Genomic DNA, 15889 nt, shown 5'->3' with positions numbered 1-15889 from the left:
GGCACTCACTCGTCAGTTCAGTTTTTCAATGCGGATCATCTGAGGCTGTTCGGAAACTACCCCCTTGGACATGATCACGTCCAATGCCTCTTTGATTGCAACTTCAGTCGTTTCATACGTGATGAGGATGACAGGTTGAGGCAGGTCCGCATCAAATTTCACAGGAACGTCCTTATTTGCATGACGTTTCTGGACAATCGATTCCAGTGAAATGCCGGCATCGCCCATGCATCTGGCGATTTCGGCGAAAGCACCCGGCCGATCGAATACGGACAGGCGAATGTAATATCCGCCTTCATGAAGCCGCATGCGGGCACGTTGATAGCTGTTAAGCTCTGCAGCGGGCATGCCAAGAACAGGCGTTTCGTCGCCCCGGGCAATATCGGCGAGATCGGCCACGACGGATGACGCCGTCGCATTGCCGCCGGCACCCGGTCCGACGAGCACGATTTCACCAACGAAGTCACCGTCGACAGCCACAGCATTCAGGACGCCGTCGATCCGAGCAATCGCAGAGGACTTCGGCACCATGGTCGCATGAACACGTTGCTCGATGCCCGTATCGGTGCGTTGGGCAACGCCCAGCAGCTTGATGCGAAAGCCGAGTTCGTCCGCAGCCTGAATATCGGCGGTCGTGATCGAGGTGATGCCCTCGACGTAGATGTCGTCGCTCGAGATTTCCGTGCCAAAGGCAAGACTGGTGAGGATGGCAAGCTTGTGGGCGGTGTCGTTGCCTTCGATGTCGAAGGTCGGATCCGCCTCCGCATAGCCGAGGCGCTGTGCATCCGACAGACAATCCTGAAAGCTGATGCCTTCTGCCTCCATTCGGGTCAGTATGTAATTGCAGGTGCCGTTCAGGATACCGTAGATGCGGCTGATGTCGTTGCTGGCCATGGATTCGCGCAGCGTCTTGACGATCGGAATGCCTCCGGCAACGGCTGCCTCGTAGTTGAGGCAGGCGTCGTTGGCCTCCGCCAGCACTGCCAGCTCAACGCCATGGCGCGCAAGCAGCGCCTTGTTTGCTGTCACGACATGAATGCCACGCGCCAGAGCAGCACGCACGCTTTCCTCAGCGGGGCCGTTGTCGCCGCCGATCAGTTCGACAAAAATATCGACATCTGCCGTCCGGGCCATTTCCACCGGATCGGTGAACCATTCGAATGCCGAGACATCGATGCCCCGATCACGGGTCCGATCACGTGCACTGACCGCTGTCACGGTCACTGCTCGCCCGGTTTTCGTTGCAATCTGTCCGCCGTGTTTTGAAAGGAGCTGCACCACGGCCGCCCCCACGGTGCCAAGGCCAGCGATGCCTACCTTCAATGCGTCTGCCATACGGAAATGAGTCCAGTTCTTATCAACCTTTGGTCCCGAGCGGGATGACGTTGTGCAGCTTTTGATCCGCAGTTTCAAGGAAGCGGCGGATATTTCTGGCTGCCTGACGCAGTCTTTGTTCGTTTTCCACCAGTCCGATGCGGACGTACTCGTCTCCGTGTTCACCGAAACCGATACCTGGTGCGACGGCAACTTCCGCCTTTTCCAGTAGCAGCTTGGAGTATTCCAGACTGCCGAGCGCCCGGAACTTTTCGGGGATCGGTGCCCAGCAGAACATGCTGGCTTCCGGTGCCGGAATATCCCAGCCGGCCCTGCCGAAACTGTCGACCACCACATCGCGGCGCTTCTTGTAGATTTCGCGGGTTTCACGGATGCAGTCATCCGATCCGTTCAGGGCCGCGGTTGCTGCAACCTGAATGGGAGTGAAGGCGCCGTAATCGAGATAGGATTTCACTCGCGACAACGCAGCAATCAGCCGCTCGTTGCCGACAGCAAAGCCCATGCGCCAACCCGGCATGGAGAAGGTCTTCGAAAGTGATGTGAATTCGACGGTGACATCCATGGCACCCGGCACCTGCAGAACCGACGGCGGCGGTGTCGCACCGAAATAGATTTCGGAGTAAGCCAGGTCAGACAGGATGAAGATGTTGTGCTTGCGAGCGAATGCGACCACGTCCTTGTAGAAGTCGAGATCCGCGCAATAGGACGTCGGGTTTGCCGGGTAGCAAAGAATGATTGCGATCGGCTTCGGCACGGAATGGATCACCGCGCGTTCAAGCGCATCGAAGAACGCCGGGCCCGGTTCCGCCGGAATGTTGCGGATCGAGGCGCCAGCCATCAAGAAGCCGAAGGTGTGAATCGGATAGCTGGGATTGGGGCTCAGAATCACATCCCCGGGTGCGGAGATGGCCTGCGCCATGTTGGCGAAGCCTTCCTTGGAGCCGAGTGTCGCGATCACCTGCGTATCGGGATCCAGTTTCACGCCAAACCGGCGACCGTAGTAAGCCGCTTGTGCCTTGCGCAGGCCTCCGATGCCCTTGGATGCGGAATAACGGTGCGTGCGTGGGTCCTGCACGACTTCAGTCAGCTTGTCGACAATGTGCTTCGGTGTCGGCAGGTCAGGGTTGCCCATGCCAAGATCGATAATGTCCGCCCCCGCCGCGCGCGCCTTCGCCTTCAAACGGTTCACCTGTTCGAACACATACGGCGGCAGCCGCTTGATCTTATGGAATTCCTCCATGACGCGAATCCTTGCGAGTTGACAGTATCAGCTGCGCTCCCTTGCCGGGCGCGGCGACGGCGCAGCGGGGCTCTTTTAGCAGTCCGGATAAAAATACGCACCCGTCTTTGCGTCGCTAGCCGACTAAATTTGTAGCGTTTTTTAGAACATGATTGCTTTGGCAGTAGTCCTCGTCTGCCCGAGCTCCACTAACGGCTTAAATGTCCTACAAATCGCGGTGTGCAGGAGCAAAAATCTGGCGAGGAATGAATGGCAAGGGAGCAGTAAGCGGACCGCCCTCCGAAGCCGGATGCATCAATCCATTGTGCCGGGCGCGTCGCGACAATCAAAGAAAGGAAGAGATCAGGCCGCCTTTTTCCGAAGCACGGAAAAACCGGTTCTTTTTGCGTCCTTGATAAGCCGGCCATTGGGCGCAAGATCCATCGTGACGATTTGTGCGCGGCCCTGTTTCTTTGCCCTGTGCAGGCCACCTTCAGCAGCTTCCATCGCACGCTCCAGCGGCGTCGAAACGCTGGCACTGACCAGACCGACGCTCGCGGTCACCATCAACCGGCCGCCAGACGCTTCCTGACATTCCAGCCCGAAACGCCTGCAGATTCTCTGAGCAGTCAAATGGGCGAGTTCCTTGTTGCCCTCCGGCAGGAACACGGCGAATCCGGCGCCGCCTACCCGCCCTGAAATGGCGTTTTCGACAAGCGTATCCTTCAAGATGCGCGCGAATAGCTGCAGGAGCGCATCTCCCATCGCCTGACCGAAACGCTCGTTCACCGATTTGAACTGGTCCATGTCAAACAGGATGAGGCTGTAAATGCCCTTTGGGGAGGAGTTCGAAGCGATCCAGTCCTCGGCATCGTTGAGAAACGCCCGGCGGTTCGGCAGAGCTGTCAGGTCGTCCTGAAGAGCCTGCTCCCTGAAACCGTGCAAGGATCGTTCGATGACCATGGAAGCCGGCAGGACGATCGTCATGATGATCGAAAACAGAACGGTGATCAGGTAGGTGCTCATGAACCCTTCCGTGAACGTCGACTGGAAGGACGGGAACAGCAGTATGTTCTGGTGAAAGGTAAACCACATGAACCCCGCGGTTTCGACCAGCGTTGTCATGCCAAGCATACGTGCTGAATAGAGTTTCTCCCGATTTTCGAAGAACGCCATCCAAACGACCCAGAGACCACTCAGGATGAGCACCGACTGAACATAATTCACCCGGGTGAGGAAGTTGTCCTGAAATTCGGGAAACTGGCATAGAACGAGCCAGGCCAACGCTATCGTTGCGAACACCCAGACATGACCGCTGCGGCCCAGGAACACGGCGAAGCCGCTTCGCCTCAGGCCGGTCCCGAGAATGACCAGGAAATTAGCGGCAACGATACTGAAAAGGTCCGGAATTGTCCCGCGAAATGCAAGGAGAACCGTCCCGCAAGCCGCCAGAAACATTCCTGCAGACCACAGGGCGAGGCTTCTCGAACAGGCAACGCTCCGCCCGGGCCAGAACATGTAAAAAAGGAACAGGATGACGCTACCGGCAAACTCGGCAATCATAATGCAGGTAAACAGTGTCGGTGTATCGAGCGTCATGAAAACAAAGGCCTTGCGATCAAGGCTTGCAGCCTAGACCGCCAGTCGTAAAGGAAAGATTTAATCCGTATATTTATCAATATTTTATCTTCTTTAGCCACCTCACATCATCCGCATATGTATTGGGCATCGTCCCCTGCGTCACTCAGACGCAAGTGTTTCCAGATAGGCCTGCGTCTCTTGCCTCTCCTTCGGATTGATGAGGCCGGAAGACTCGCCGGGATTGACGATTGCACCATAGCCTTTCGGTGCCGGGACGTTGCCTCTCCCCTGCCCGGGCTCGGTTTTCAGCGCATCAAGCAAGGGTGTCCCTGGCCCGACAGCGCATGCCGACAATCCAAAGGCGAGAAGCAGGCACCCACCCAGTGCCAGCACGTTCCGCATGCAGCTCAACCGATCCTCCACCACTTTGTTTCCTCGTCCATCCGATCGTCACAAATTTCCACTAGCCAGAGGGCCTGAACGTGGATTGAAATCCAATCGACGGAGACGTTACCTTGTGTCATAAATAGCCGATAGTTCAAAATATCGGCGAAAAAATAACAAGATAACGCGATTGAACAACAAGGGCTCACAGGCCTTTCGTGGGCTGAATGGGGCAAGACAACCGGAGGAAATCCCTGCCTATGGCTGATGACCGCGACCATCCCATGTTGCAGTATATCATCAACAACCCGGAAGCCTTTGCACAGAATCTTGCAAAGACGCTCGAGCAGGCAGGCAAGGCACTGGCGGCCTATATCGAGCCCCGGGAACAGGGCAAGATCACCCACGATTCGACCGACGAGCTGACCGGTGTCGTAAAGACCCTCGCTCAGGTTGGCGAATACTGGGCGTCCGATCCGCAGCGCGCCGTCGAGGCCCAGTCGCGCTTGTGGAGTGGCTATATCGATCTCTGGAATTCCTCGCTGAAACGGATGATGGGCGAACCGTCTACACCGGCGATCGAAACTCCGGCACGTGACAAGCGCTTTGCCGATCCGGACTGGGAAAAAAACCAGTTCTTCGATTTCATCAAGCAGCTCTACCTGATCACCAGCAAATGGGCGGAGGACATGGTCCACGACGCCCAGGGACTGGATGAGCACACACGCCACAAGGCCGAATTCTACGTCACCCAGATCGCCAACGCCGTCTCCCCGTCCAATTTCGTGCTTACAAACCCCGAGCTGTTACGTCTGACACTGGAAAGCAACGGCGAAAACCTGGTCAAGGGCATGCGGCACCTGGTCGAGGATCTGAAAACCGGCAAGGGCGAGCTGAAGATCCGCCAGACCGACCCGACAAAATTCAAGCTCGGCGAGAACCTCGGCACCACGCCGGGCAAGGTGATCTCGCAGAACGACGTCTGCCAGGTAATCCAGTATTCGCCATCTACCGACGAGGTCCTGAAGCGTCCTCTCCTGATCGTTCCGCCGTGGATCAACAAGTTCTACATTCTCGACCTCAATCCGGAAAAATCCTTCATCAAGTGGGCGGTGGACCAGGGCCACACGGTGTTTGTCATTTCCTGGGTCAACCCGGACGAACGCCAGGCTCAAAAGAGCTTCGAGCATTATATGAAGGAAGGCATCCTCAATACGCTCGACGTCATCAAGCGGGCAACGCGCCAGGAAGAGGTCAATTCCATCGGTTACTGCGTCGGCGGCACATTGCTGGCGGTAACGCTTGCCTATATGGCAAAGATCGGCGACGACCGCATCAAGACCGCGACCTTCTTCACCACACAGGTCGACTTCACTTTCGCGGGTGACCTGAAGGTGTTCGTCGATGAAGAACAGATCTCGGTTCTTGAAAAGAGGATGGCCGAGCACGGCTACCTGGACGGCTCCAAGATGTCGTCCGCCTTCAACATGCTGCGCTCCAACGATCTGATCTGGTCCTATGTGGTCAACAACTACCTGAAGGGCCAGGACCCCTTCCCGTTTGACCTGCTCTACTGGAACTCGGATTCCACGCGCATGCCCGCCGCGAACCATTCGTTCTATCTGCGCAACTGTTATCTGGACAACAAGCTGTCCAAGGGCGAAATGGAAATCGCGGGCGAGCACCTGGATCTCTCCAAGGTGACCATTCCGATCTTCAACCTGGCAACGCGTGAAGACCACATCGCACCGCCGAAATCGGTCTTTCTAGGGTCAGGCTGTTTTGGTGGCCCCGTCGATTATGTGCTGGCCGGTTCCGGGCATATTGCCGGTGTGGTCAACCCGCCTGCAAAGAAGAAATACCAGTTCTGGACAGGCGCGGAGGCCAAGGGAACGCTGGAGAACTGGCTCAAGAATGCCGAGGAACACCCTGGGTCCTGGTGGCCTTACTGGGATCAGTGGATCCGTTCGCATGACGACGCCAAGGTCAAGGCCCGCAAACCGGGTGCGAACCGGGTCAAGATCCTTGAGGATGCGCCCGGCTCTTATGTGATGACCAAGGTGTAACGTGCTGCGCCAGGACACATCCCCGCGAGCTCCATTCTCCCGGCGCTGACTACGGCTGTTTCCGAAGCGTATATCTCAACCGAAATGTGCGTCCAGAGGCGTCAATGTCATGGCCAGCAGCTTGCCGAACTTGCGGGCGGCCATCGGACGGCCGAAATGATAGCCTTGGACGACTTCACAACGGCAGCTGGCAAGAAAAGCCTGCTGCTTTGCGGTTTCCACGCCCTCAGCCACGACACAAAGCCCAAGTTCCCGCCCGAGGGAAATGATGGCCTTTGCGATACACCGGTCGCTTTCGTCGAAATCCAGATCACTGATGAAGCTGCGGTCGATCTTGAGCCTTGTCAGCGGAAAGCTTTTCAGCGCGGCGAGACTTGAATACCCGGTGCCGAAATCATCTATGGCGAGCTTCACGCCCAGCCGGCGGAAATCGTCCATCAGTCCAACGGCCTGATCCGCATTCTTGATCAGCAGGCTTTCGGTCAGCTCCAGCTCAAGGTAGGTCGCGGCAAGTCCGGTTTCCTCGAGTGCATCGCGAACATCCGAAATCAAACCGTCGTCCCGGAACTGACGGGCGGAAACATTGACGCCAACCGTAATCGGCATCAGGCCACTTTCCTGCCATTCCTTGTTCTGCCGGCAGGCTTCGCGTGTCACCCATCTGCCCAGAGGCACGATCAGGCCACTTTCTTCCGCCAGGGTGATGAACTCGCCCGGCATCATGCGACCAAGTGCCGGATGTTGCCAGCGCACCAGCGCTTCCGCACCGACGATACGGCCGCTAACCAGATTGTATTGCGGCTGGTATTCCAGGAAAAACTCGCCGTTCTCGATGCCGGTCCGCATTTCCTCCAGAAGTGTCAGCTTGTTGACCGAACGTTCCGGACGGGTCTGCTCATAGACCTTGAAGCTGTCACGTCCTGCGGACTTTGCTTCGAACATCGCCTTGTCGGCATTCCGTAAAAGCTGTGCTGCACTGTCTGCATCCTGCGGATAACACGCAGCACCAATGCTGCAAGTAACATGGAACGACAGGTCATCGATGTGGATCGTTTTGGTGATCTCGTCCCGCAGCCTTGCCATGAATTCGTTGAGGGCGGCTTTCTCTGCCGTGTCACGGTCGACAATCAGGACAAATTCGTCCCCCCCGAAGCGGATGGCCTGATGTGCACCATCGTGGACGGACATGATCCGTTCCGCGACGATCATCAGCACCTGGTCGCCTATCGCATGTCCGAAGCTGTCGTTGACGAACTTGAAATTGTCGAGATCAACAAAAACGACGGCAACAGGCACGCCGGTCCTATCACTTTCGGACACCTTTTCTTCCAGCTTGGTCTTGAACTCCTGCCGATTGGGCAGGCCTGTCAGGACGTCATGATTGGCCAGATAGCGGATCTTGCGTTCGGCTCGGTCACGCTCGACCGCTACGGACGCAAGCCGGGCAGCTTCCAGTGCAAGCTTCAGCTCATGATCCGTCGGGCTGCGCGTCGACTTGGTGTAGAGCCCAAACGTGCCCAGAACCTTGCTGTCCTTGCCGAAAAACGGCACCGACCAGCATGACCGCAATTCGAAAGGAGCAACAAGGTCGCGTACATCCTCCCACAGTCGGTCCTTCTGGATATCTTCGACGATGACACTCTCGCGCCGGAACACAGCGGTCCCGCATGAACCCATTTTCGGGCTCACAGGTATACCGTCGGTGATGTCCAGGTATTCTTGCGGCAGGTTGGGACCGACAGTCGCCAGGAGATGCTCGCCTGTGTCATCCACAAGCATGATCGACCCCATCACTCCATCGAGCTGGTCTTCAATGGTCAACACGAGTGTCGTCAACACCTCGTTCACGGGTCTGCCCGCAGCAATTTCCTGAAGGACCTTGTTCTGCCCCTGCTGCAGCAGTAACGCCCGTTTGCGCTCGGTGATGTCCCGCGAGAGGCCAACAATGCCGACCACTTCACCCTTGCTGTTTGTGACCGGGTACTTGGACGAAGAGAACCACTTCCGCTTGCCGTTCGACAGAATTGACGGCTCCTCGAAATCGATACGCGGAATATTCGATGCCATGATCTCCTGCTCGATGGCATGGAACTTGGACCCGGTCTCCTCCGGATGCAGTTCCAGATCGGTCTTGCCGATCAATTGCGAAGCATCATCGAGGCCGACATCAAGCGCGACCTGCAAGTTCGCCATGACGAAGCGCGAGCTGCGGTCCTTCACATAGAGATAATCGGAAACCTCGTTAAGCAGTGTATGAAGCCAGTCGCCGCTGAGGCGAAGTTCGTCACTTCTTGACAGCTTCGTGATGTGGTTAAGCCGATCCAGCTCGGAGGCCAGGGACGAGACTATTTCGCTATTTTCCGCGTCCCCTTCGTCCTGGCTTGTTTGTAAGACCATGCTCCAGTCCAATTGATTGAATTTATCACTCTCAAGTATTTGGCCATCTTTGCCGATTTCAAACTAAAAAACAATGAACTGAACAGAATGCAGGCCTTTTTACTCATTAGTGTTTTATTATTCATCGAACGAACTAGCCCATACGGGCAAACACATTGAAACTACACCAAAATCTCCAGGAGATATCGATTCAAATACTTAGTGATACCGATCTCTGACCTAGGTACTTTTCACGATCTTTACTGTTGCTTGCGACAGAATGTTGTTTGCCAAGTCCCCGTTTCGCCGGGTAAGATTGCCGGATATCCGAAAGGCTGGCTTCTGCATATGCAAACCACGCAACGTCACCCGAGCCCCCTTGCCCGTCCGGCATTGAAAGATGCCAATGGCCTGAGAGCTCCCGTTCTTCTGCCCAAAGCAGCGACCGGCAAGCCAGCGCCTGCGCTGGCAACTTTCATGAAGATACTCGCACCTGGCATGTTGACCGGTGCCTTGTGGACGCAAGCCTGGCTTGGTGTCTGGGGTGCACTTCTGCTCGCTTTTGCGGTACTGGCAGGCGTGATCGCTGTCCCCAGGCTTGTTGGGGAAACCGGCAAGGCCTCCAGTTGGGCCAAACGCGTGAGCTTTGGAGAAAAGATCTGGCTCAACAGATTGTTCCTCCCCGTTCCCGCCACCGACAGTGCCCGGATTACAACGCTTTATCTCGTTTTCTGGATGGGTGGGCTGATCGCGTTGCTCGGCGGCTTCCTGTCATCGCCAATCCTGTCGCTGACAGGTCTGGCCGTTGCGTATGCAGCCCAATTCGTCAGCTTCGGCAAGTTGATCCAGCTTTACCAGACCATGAAGGACAAAACCCCGCTCTACCGGTTCTGGACTGCTGTTCCGCACAACGACAACCTTCCCGGGAAGGCAGCGCGCAGCAAACACGGCTGATTTCCTTTGCGTGTCGTCCTGAAGCGGGTCGCTGTTCAGTCGGCTGTGCTCAACTCCAGGCTCACAATGGCGACCAGACCAAGTGCGGCAAGCGCAACTTGCTGCTCCTGACCCGCGATCTTGCTGCGCAAATCCGCCTGGTGAATGTCGAGCACCCAATCCCTGCCCGTCACGAATCTCTTCAAACCTGACAGCAAACCGGCTTTCTTGCCTTCTGCCTGATCCCGATGTTTGCGGACCAACGTCCCCGCTGGATTGCCGTCTGCCAACAGCACCAGAGCTTCCGTGTCGCCACCAAGCATCGTGCGGACGGTTTGTTTGGCGACACTGTCAGGATTGGCGAGGCTGAACGGAACATTGCCTCCTGGGACCTCCAGTTGCCAGCCCTGCTTCAAAGGTCCTCGTCCCCCGATTTGTCCGATGCTGACGTCCGCATCGGTCCTCAGTTCCCAGCTGCCAGTACCGGACCTGGACCTGCACTCGAGTGCCCAGGCAGTCTGTGGGCCGATGCGGATGCTTGTGACGCCTCTCATGTGCGGCTTGTCCAGTTCGAACACCATGGCAGGTGCTTCCTCGAGACTTTGTCCGGTGCCAAACACCTTGAACTGCCTGGCGACACCGGGCGGCAACGGCATGCTGCCCGGCGTTTTGACAAATCGGAAGCTAAGGTTCGTTTCCATGTTGCCCCTGTTCTGGCCTCAGCCTGCCTGTTTCCGCTTTTCAGCAAGCAGGCCAATGTAGGTCAGCGCGACGCTAGCGCCGGCAATCGAGGTGATATCGGCATGGTCGTAAGCCGGTGCAACTTCGACGACATCACCGCCGACGAAGTTCAATGACCCCAGCCCACGCAGGACCGACAATGCCTCGCGAGAGGACAGGCCACCGGAAACAGGCGTACCGGTACCGGGAGCAAACGCCGGGTCAAGGCAATCGATGTCGAATGTCATATAGGCCGGGCCATTGCCCACCCGGGCCTTGATCCTGTCGATCACGCCGCCGATACCCAATTCGTCCATCTCATAGCCATGAATGATTTCCAGCCCGCAGGTTTCGGGAGCATGGGTACGGATGCCGATCTGGATTGAACGGTCTGGGTCGACAAGGCCTTCTCGCACGGCGCGTCCGGTGAAGGTGCCGTGGTCGATCCGGTCGCCTTCGTCGTTCCAGGTGTCCTGATGGGCATCGAATTGCACCAGGGCGAGCGGGCCATGTTTGGCCACATGCGCCTTGAGAAGCGGATAGGTGACGAAATGATCGCCACCGATGGAAAACAGATGCGCTCCGGAAGCCAGAATATCAGAGGCCTGAGACTGGATGTGTCCGGGAATATCAGCGTTGCGGCCATAGTCGAAAACACAGTCGCCGTAGTCCACGCAGGCAAGAACCTCGAAAGGGTCCATTTCGAACGGATATTGCGGGTCACCGTCAAAAATGGCGGATGCGCGACGCACCCCCTGAGGACCGAACCGAGCCCCCGGACGGTTGGAAACAGAGGCATCAAACGGGATGCCCCAAACCGCCAGGTCAATCCCGGTCAGATCGCGGCTGTAGCGGCGGCGCATGAAGGACAGCGCGCCTGCATAGGTCGGTTCATGCGAACCGCCCTTGACCGATTTACCCAGAAATGCGTTGTCGGTTTCCCGCGGCAATTCTGCTGACATGACAATTTCCTTGAAGTCTGGTGTGGCAGGATTTTTGCGCCGCTCCGGATCAAGCGGCACGGACTGCCGGGTGTGTCATTTACCGGACACCCGAGGACGGTCTTTCAGGTTTTACCAGTGATGGATCGCCCCGCCAATCCCGAGCCGCAAGGCCCGCTACAGAGTGCTGAACCAGAACTTGTCCCCCATCTCTTTGGTGCTGTTCCTGTTCCGCTTCTTGTCAACCGTGGGGATATGTCGAAAGATCGGGTCGCCTACCTCTCCCTGCAAAGGAAGGATCACAGCCATGAGCGACAGCGGCCATCACGACCATGCCGGCGGCGGTGCGCACGGCCATTCTCACGACCATGATCATGGTCTAGGGCACGACCATGATCACACCCCTGAAGTGACGGACAAGAACGCGCGCGCTGTTGCGTGGGCAGGTCTTTTGATTGCTGCCTTCATGTTTGCAGAGCTGATCGGTGGCTGGCTTTCAGGGTCTCTGGCGCTGATGGCAGACGCCGTCCACATGGTTACAGATGCCGCATCACTGGGTTTGGCCTGGTGGGCCTTTCAGCAATCCAAGAAACCTGCAGATGCCCGGCTAACATATGGCCGCGACCGGTTGCCGGTGCTGATTGCCTTCGCCAATTCCATATTCCTGCTGGTGGTGACAGGCTGGATCTGCGTGGAAGCTGCCGGGCGTTTCATGGAGCCGGAGACCGTTCTTGCAGGCCCGATGTTCATCATTGCCGTAATCGGCCTTCTGGTGAATATCGGCGCCTTTTTCATTCTGCAGCGTGGCGGTGACGGATCGCTCAACATGCGCTCTGCGATCCTGCACGTGCTCGGCGATCTTCTCGGCTCCGTTGCGGCCATCGCGGCCGCTATCGTCATCTATTTCACGGGTTGGTATCCGATTGACCCGATCCTGTCGGTTTTCGTCGCTGTGCTGATTGTTCGTTCTGCGGTCGCGGTAATGCGCCAGTCCGCGCATATCCTGCTGGAAGGTGCACCGGCAGACATCGACAGGGATACCCTGAAAACCGATCTGTTGCATGAAGTCCCTGGCCTCGCCGACGTTTATCACATCCATCTCTGGTCGCTGGCCGAAGGCAAGGTGAATGCCACCATGCATGCCATCTTGAAACCGGAAGACAGTCCGGATGCCGTTTTGCAGCAAATCCGAGAGCGGTTGAAGACAAGGCATGGCATCGGCCACGTGACGATCGAGGTAACTGAAGGCTCCTGAGCCTCTGAGATTTCTGAGGACACCCTTCCCGATCATTGCCGCTGTTTTGACGTCCCCAACCGTTTACGCGAGATTATCTCTTGCCGGTTAGCCTGAAGTCAGAATGGCGGGCTATGACAGAAATTCGGCGCAGGACCCGGCACCAACGGCCTGGAACGCCAGAAACGAAAACACCGCACCTCCGGAAGGTGCGGCCACCATTTTCACGTTTTATGCCTGTCTTGCCATTCTCGCCACACTGGCAGCCCTGGGTGGAGCGCTATTTTCCCTGACTGGATCCGGGCAATAAAGTCGGCTTGCCTCACACACATATTTTGTCCTCCGGATTATTTCCCATCTTTCTTCGGATTGCGCGGCGATCCACGGGATACCGACACGGGACCGTTGTCGCCTTGCGCCTCCAGGACTAAAACGAGGAACAAACTGGCAATTGCCGGTCCATCTCCATGAGGAATTCCTGCCGTGGCAGACATGACCCCGAAGATCCTGCGCGGCAGGCTGCTTTCTTTCTCCACCGCCCCCAAAGGGCCGGATGACACGGACGCTTACAGCTATATCGAGGACGGTGCCCTTCTGCTTCGTGGCGACAAGATTGCTGCTTGCGGCAAGTTTGCGGACGTTGCTGCTTCCGCAGATGAAGGAACGGCCATCATCGATCATCGGCCACATCTGATCCTGCCCGGCTTCATCGATACCCATATCCATTTCCCCCAAGCACAGGTGATTGCGTCCTGGGCGGACCAACTGCTGGACTGGCTGAACGACTATACGTTCCCGGCAGAAATGAAGTTTGCGGACAAGGCTCATGGGGAACGGATCGCCAAGGCCTTTTATGACGCGCTGGTTGCCCACGGCACCACCACGGCCTCCGCCTATTGTTCCAGCCACCCCGCCTCGGTCGACGCCTATTTCGAAGAGGCGGAACGGCGCGGCATGTTGATGCTGGGTGGCAAGACGATGATGGACAGGAACGCGCCTGCCGATCTTTGCGACACCGCTCAAAGCGCCTATGACGACAGCAAGGCTTTGCTGAAAAAATGGAATGGACGCGGACGGGCGCATTATGTCGTCACCCCGCGCTTTGCAATCACGTCGACACCCGGGCAGCTTGAAGCTGCCGGAACATTGTTGAGGGAATATCCGGACTGCCATTTGCAGACCCACATCAACGAAAATCACAACGAAATCGCCTACACGCTGGAACTCTACCCGGAAGCGGCAGACTATCTTGGCGTTTACGAAGGGTTTGGCCTGCTCGGCCGCAAGACCTTGCTCGGTCACTGCATCCATATGAACGACCGGGAACTGGGTGTCATGCGGGAAACCGGCTCCGTTGCCGTTTTCTGTCCGACGTCAAACCTGTTCCTTGGCAGTGGTCTCTTCAACAAGGCCGGGCTGGAGAAGGCTGGCGTTCGCACGGCCATCGCCACCGACGTTGGCGGTGGCACAAACTATTCCATGCTGCGCACGCTCGACGAAGGCTACAAGGTTCTGCAGCTCCAGCGCCAGCGCCTCCACCCACTCGCCTGTTTCCACTGGATAACGCTCGGCAACGCCGAAGCGCTTTCACTGCAAGACAGGATCGGCACACTGGAGCCGGGCACCGACGCAGACCTGGTCGTGCTCGATGCGCGCGCAACGCAACCTATGGCCTTGCGAATGGAGACTGCAGAAAGTCTGTCGGAAGAGCTTTTCGTGCTGCAAACCCTTGGCGATGATCGTGCTGTCGTTGAAACCTATGCAGCGGGTAAAGCCTTGAAGTCCTGACACCTTGGCCGGGGCACACCTAAATGCCCCGGCTATTGGCCGCCTCAGCCAGCGTGCCTTGGCCTGAACGGGCGAAACAGCAACAAGCTGAACCCCGTAGCGGCAAACAGGACCAACGCCAGCGCCGTTCCCCGGTAGACAGTGGCAAAACCGAAGTCCTGAATGGGCATTGTCAGGACTAGCGGCGAAACGACCTGGCCCAGAAACATTGCTGTCGTCACGATGCCCGAAACACTGCCACGCCGTTCTTCCGGTGCGACTTGCAACGCAAGCAGCAGAAACGACGGCTGCACGAGAGAATAACCCGCCCCGACCAGCGCAGCACCGCCGAGGATGAGCGGCCAGAGAGCGTCTATCGAAAGAATGGCGAACCCCAGCCCCATCAACACAAAGCCGATGCCGAAAGACGCAGACAGGCCGACAAGGGAGCTGATCCTTTTGTAGGCAATCGCAACCAGGCCTCCGGTCAGTGTCAATGCACCTAGCCCCATTGCCGTTCCAGAAGCGCTATCGATGCCGTTTTCATCCAGATAATACGGCAACTGGCTGGGCATCAGGAAAAAGAACATAACGGTGACCATGGTCAGCAGGCCAACAGCCAGTGCGGGAACAAGCCATCCTTTTTGCGGGGCAAGGTCTGCATTTGCGGCTGTGCTGGCCGCACTCTCGCGCCGAGTGTTTCTTTCCTGTTGCAGGATCGGCAGCAACAGCGGCACCAGCAGAACAGGCAACATATAGACCAGGAACGGCAAACGTGGAGACAGGCCTGCAAGCCAACCGGCAAAGCCGATGAACAGGAAGCCACTGAAATTGATCGCCGCCGTCTGCCATCCCATAAAGGCACTTCGGCGCTGACCGGAAAACAGGTCCCCAACCAGCGCAACCTGCGCAGTCATGGTCATGGCGACCGCAACACCCAGCAAAAGACGACTCACTAGGATCGACTGCAGGTCCGGCAGGTAGGCTCCAGCGCTGCCGGCAAAGGCAAAAAGAAGAACGCCAGCCAGCAGCAGCGGACCTCTTCCGAACCTGTCTGCCGCCAGCCCGGCGAACGGTGCGATCAGAACAACGGACAGCGACGGCGCCGAGACCAGGAAGCGGGTCAGATAGGCCGCCGCGGGTTCATCCGGAAAACTTGCCTCGAGCGCCGGAAGCGCCGGGCTGATGGTCGCATTTGCCATGATTTTCAAGGTTGCCGTCATCAGCAGCGCGATTGCTGCTGTTTCCAGCCAGAGCGGTCGACCTGTTGATCGAGGTTGAGAAGACATAATGGTTTTTCCTTGCCTTTTGAAAGCCAGGAGCACAGCCTACA

The 15889-nt window shown here is 57.3% G+C and carries 13 protein-coding genes; 5 read left to right on the top strand and 8 right to left on the bottom strand.

Features of this window, described 5'->3' with window-relative positions; all coding sequences use genetic code 11:
- Positions 1-12: 12 nt before the first annotated feature.
- The 4 genes from ACYQ6M_RS12595 to ACYQ6M_RS12580 all read right to left on the bottom strand — a co-directional run bounded on the left by ACYQ6M_RS12595 (position 13) and on the right by ACYQ6M_RS12580 (position 4546).
- On the bottom strand, positions 13-1335 hold the full coding sequence (locus tag ACYQ6M_RS12595) for a homoserine dehydrogenase (RefSeq protein ID WP_460074159.1): 1323 nt from the start codon (positions 1333-1335) through the stop codon (positions 13-15).
- A gap of 22 nt (positions 1336-1357) precedes the next feature.
- The gene (locus ACYQ6M_RS12590; protein WP_022999411.1) at positions 1358-2575 is read right to left on the bottom strand and encodes an LL-diaminopimelate aminotransferase; all 1218 of its coding nucleotides are present in this window, start codon (positions 2573-2575) and stop codon (positions 1358-1360) included.
- Positions 2576-2917: 342 nt separating this feature from the next.
- The gene (locus ACYQ6M_RS12585; protein WP_460074157.1) at positions 2918-4153 is read right to left on the bottom strand and encodes a GGDEF domain-containing protein; all 1236 of its coding nucleotides are present in this window, start codon (positions 4151-4153) and stop codon (positions 2918-2920) included.
- Between the two features lie 141 nt (positions 4154-4294).
- Complete coding sequence (locus ACYQ6M_RS12580; protein WP_152506738.1) at positions 4295-4546, bottom strand: hypothetical protein; 252 nt, start codon at positions 4544-4546, stop codon at positions 4295-4297.
- 233 nt (positions 4547-4779) lie between these two features.
- Here ACYQ6M_RS12580 and ACYQ6M_RS12575 point away from each other — a divergent pair, with 233 nt between their 5' ends.
- The gene (locus tag ACYQ6M_RS12575) at positions 4780-6585 is read left to right on the top strand and encodes a PHA/PHB synthase family protein (protein ID WP_055653945.1); all 1806 of its coding nucleotides are present in this window, start codon (positions 4780-4782) and stop codon (positions 6583-6585) included.
- 75 nt (positions 6586-6660) lie between these two features.
- Here the strand turns inward: ACYQ6M_RS12575 and ACYQ6M_RS12570 are convergent, their stop codons facing one another.
- Positions 6661-8982, bottom strand: coding sequence for a sensor domain-containing protein (locus tag ACYQ6M_RS12570; RefSeq protein WP_460074154.1), 2322 nt, complete (start codon positions 8980-8982; stop codon positions 6661-6663).
- Between the two features lie 327 nt (positions 8983-9309).
- Between ACYQ6M_RS12570 and ACYQ6M_RS12565 the strand changes: the two genes are divergently transcribed.
- Positions 9310-9915, top strand: coding sequence for a DUF6653 family protein (locus tag ACYQ6M_RS12565; RefSeq protein WP_152506741.1), 606 nt, complete (start codon positions 9310-9312; stop codon positions 9913-9915).
- Positions 9916-9950: 35 nt separating this feature from the next.
- Here ACYQ6M_RS12565 and ACYQ6M_RS12560 read toward each other — a convergent pair whose 3' ends face one another.
- Complete coding sequence (locus ACYQ6M_RS12560; RefSeq protein ID WP_460074152.1) at positions 9951-10595, bottom strand: hypothetical protein; 645 nt, start codon at positions 10593-10595, stop codon at positions 9951-9953.
- A gap of 18 nt (positions 10596-10613) precedes the next feature.
- Positions 10614-11576 carry an agmatinase gene (speB, locus tag ACYQ6M_RS12555; RefSeq protein ID WP_460074150.1) on the bottom strand — a complete coding sequence of 321 codons (963 nt, stop codon included), beginning with the start codon at positions 11574-11576 and terminating at the stop codon, positions 10614-10616.
- 286 nt (positions 11577-11862) lie between these two features.
- Here speB and ACYQ6M_RS12550 point away from each other — a divergent pair, with 286 nt between their 5' ends.
- The 3 genes from ACYQ6M_RS12550 to guaD all read left to right on the top strand — a co-directional run bounded on the left by ACYQ6M_RS12550 (position 11863) and on the right by guaD (position 14577).
- Entirely contained in the window at positions 11863-12810 is a 948-nt protein-coding gene (locus tag ACYQ6M_RS12550; RefSeq protein WP_460074148.1) for a cation diffusion facilitator family transporter, read from the top strand.
- A gap of 103 nt (positions 12811-12913) precedes the next feature.
- A complete protein-coding gene (locus ACYQ6M_RS12545) occupies positions 12914-13099 on the top strand; it encodes a hypothetical protein (RefSeq protein WP_077293015.1) in 186 nt (61 codons plus the stop codon).
- A 182-nt stretch (positions 13100-13281) separates the two neighbouring features.
- Positions 13282-14577 (top strand): guanine deaminase, encoded by a 1296-nt coding sequence (gene guaD, locus ACYQ6M_RS12540; protein ID WP_460074629.1) that lies wholly within the window; start codon positions 13282-13284, stop codon positions 14575-14577.
- 44 nt (positions 14578-14621) lie between these two features.
- Here the strand turns inward: guaD and ACYQ6M_RS12535 are convergent, their stop codons facing one another.
- Complete coding sequence (locus ACYQ6M_RS12535; protein WP_460074146.1) at positions 14622-15845, bottom strand: MFS transporter; 1224 nt, start codon at positions 15843-15845, stop codon at positions 14622-14624.
- Positions 15846-15889: the final 44 nt, after the last annotated feature.

The sequence above is a fragment of the Roseibium sp. ROS1 genome (assembly GCF_054658215.1).
This window is presented reverse-complemented; position numbering and strand designations above follow the sequence as displayed.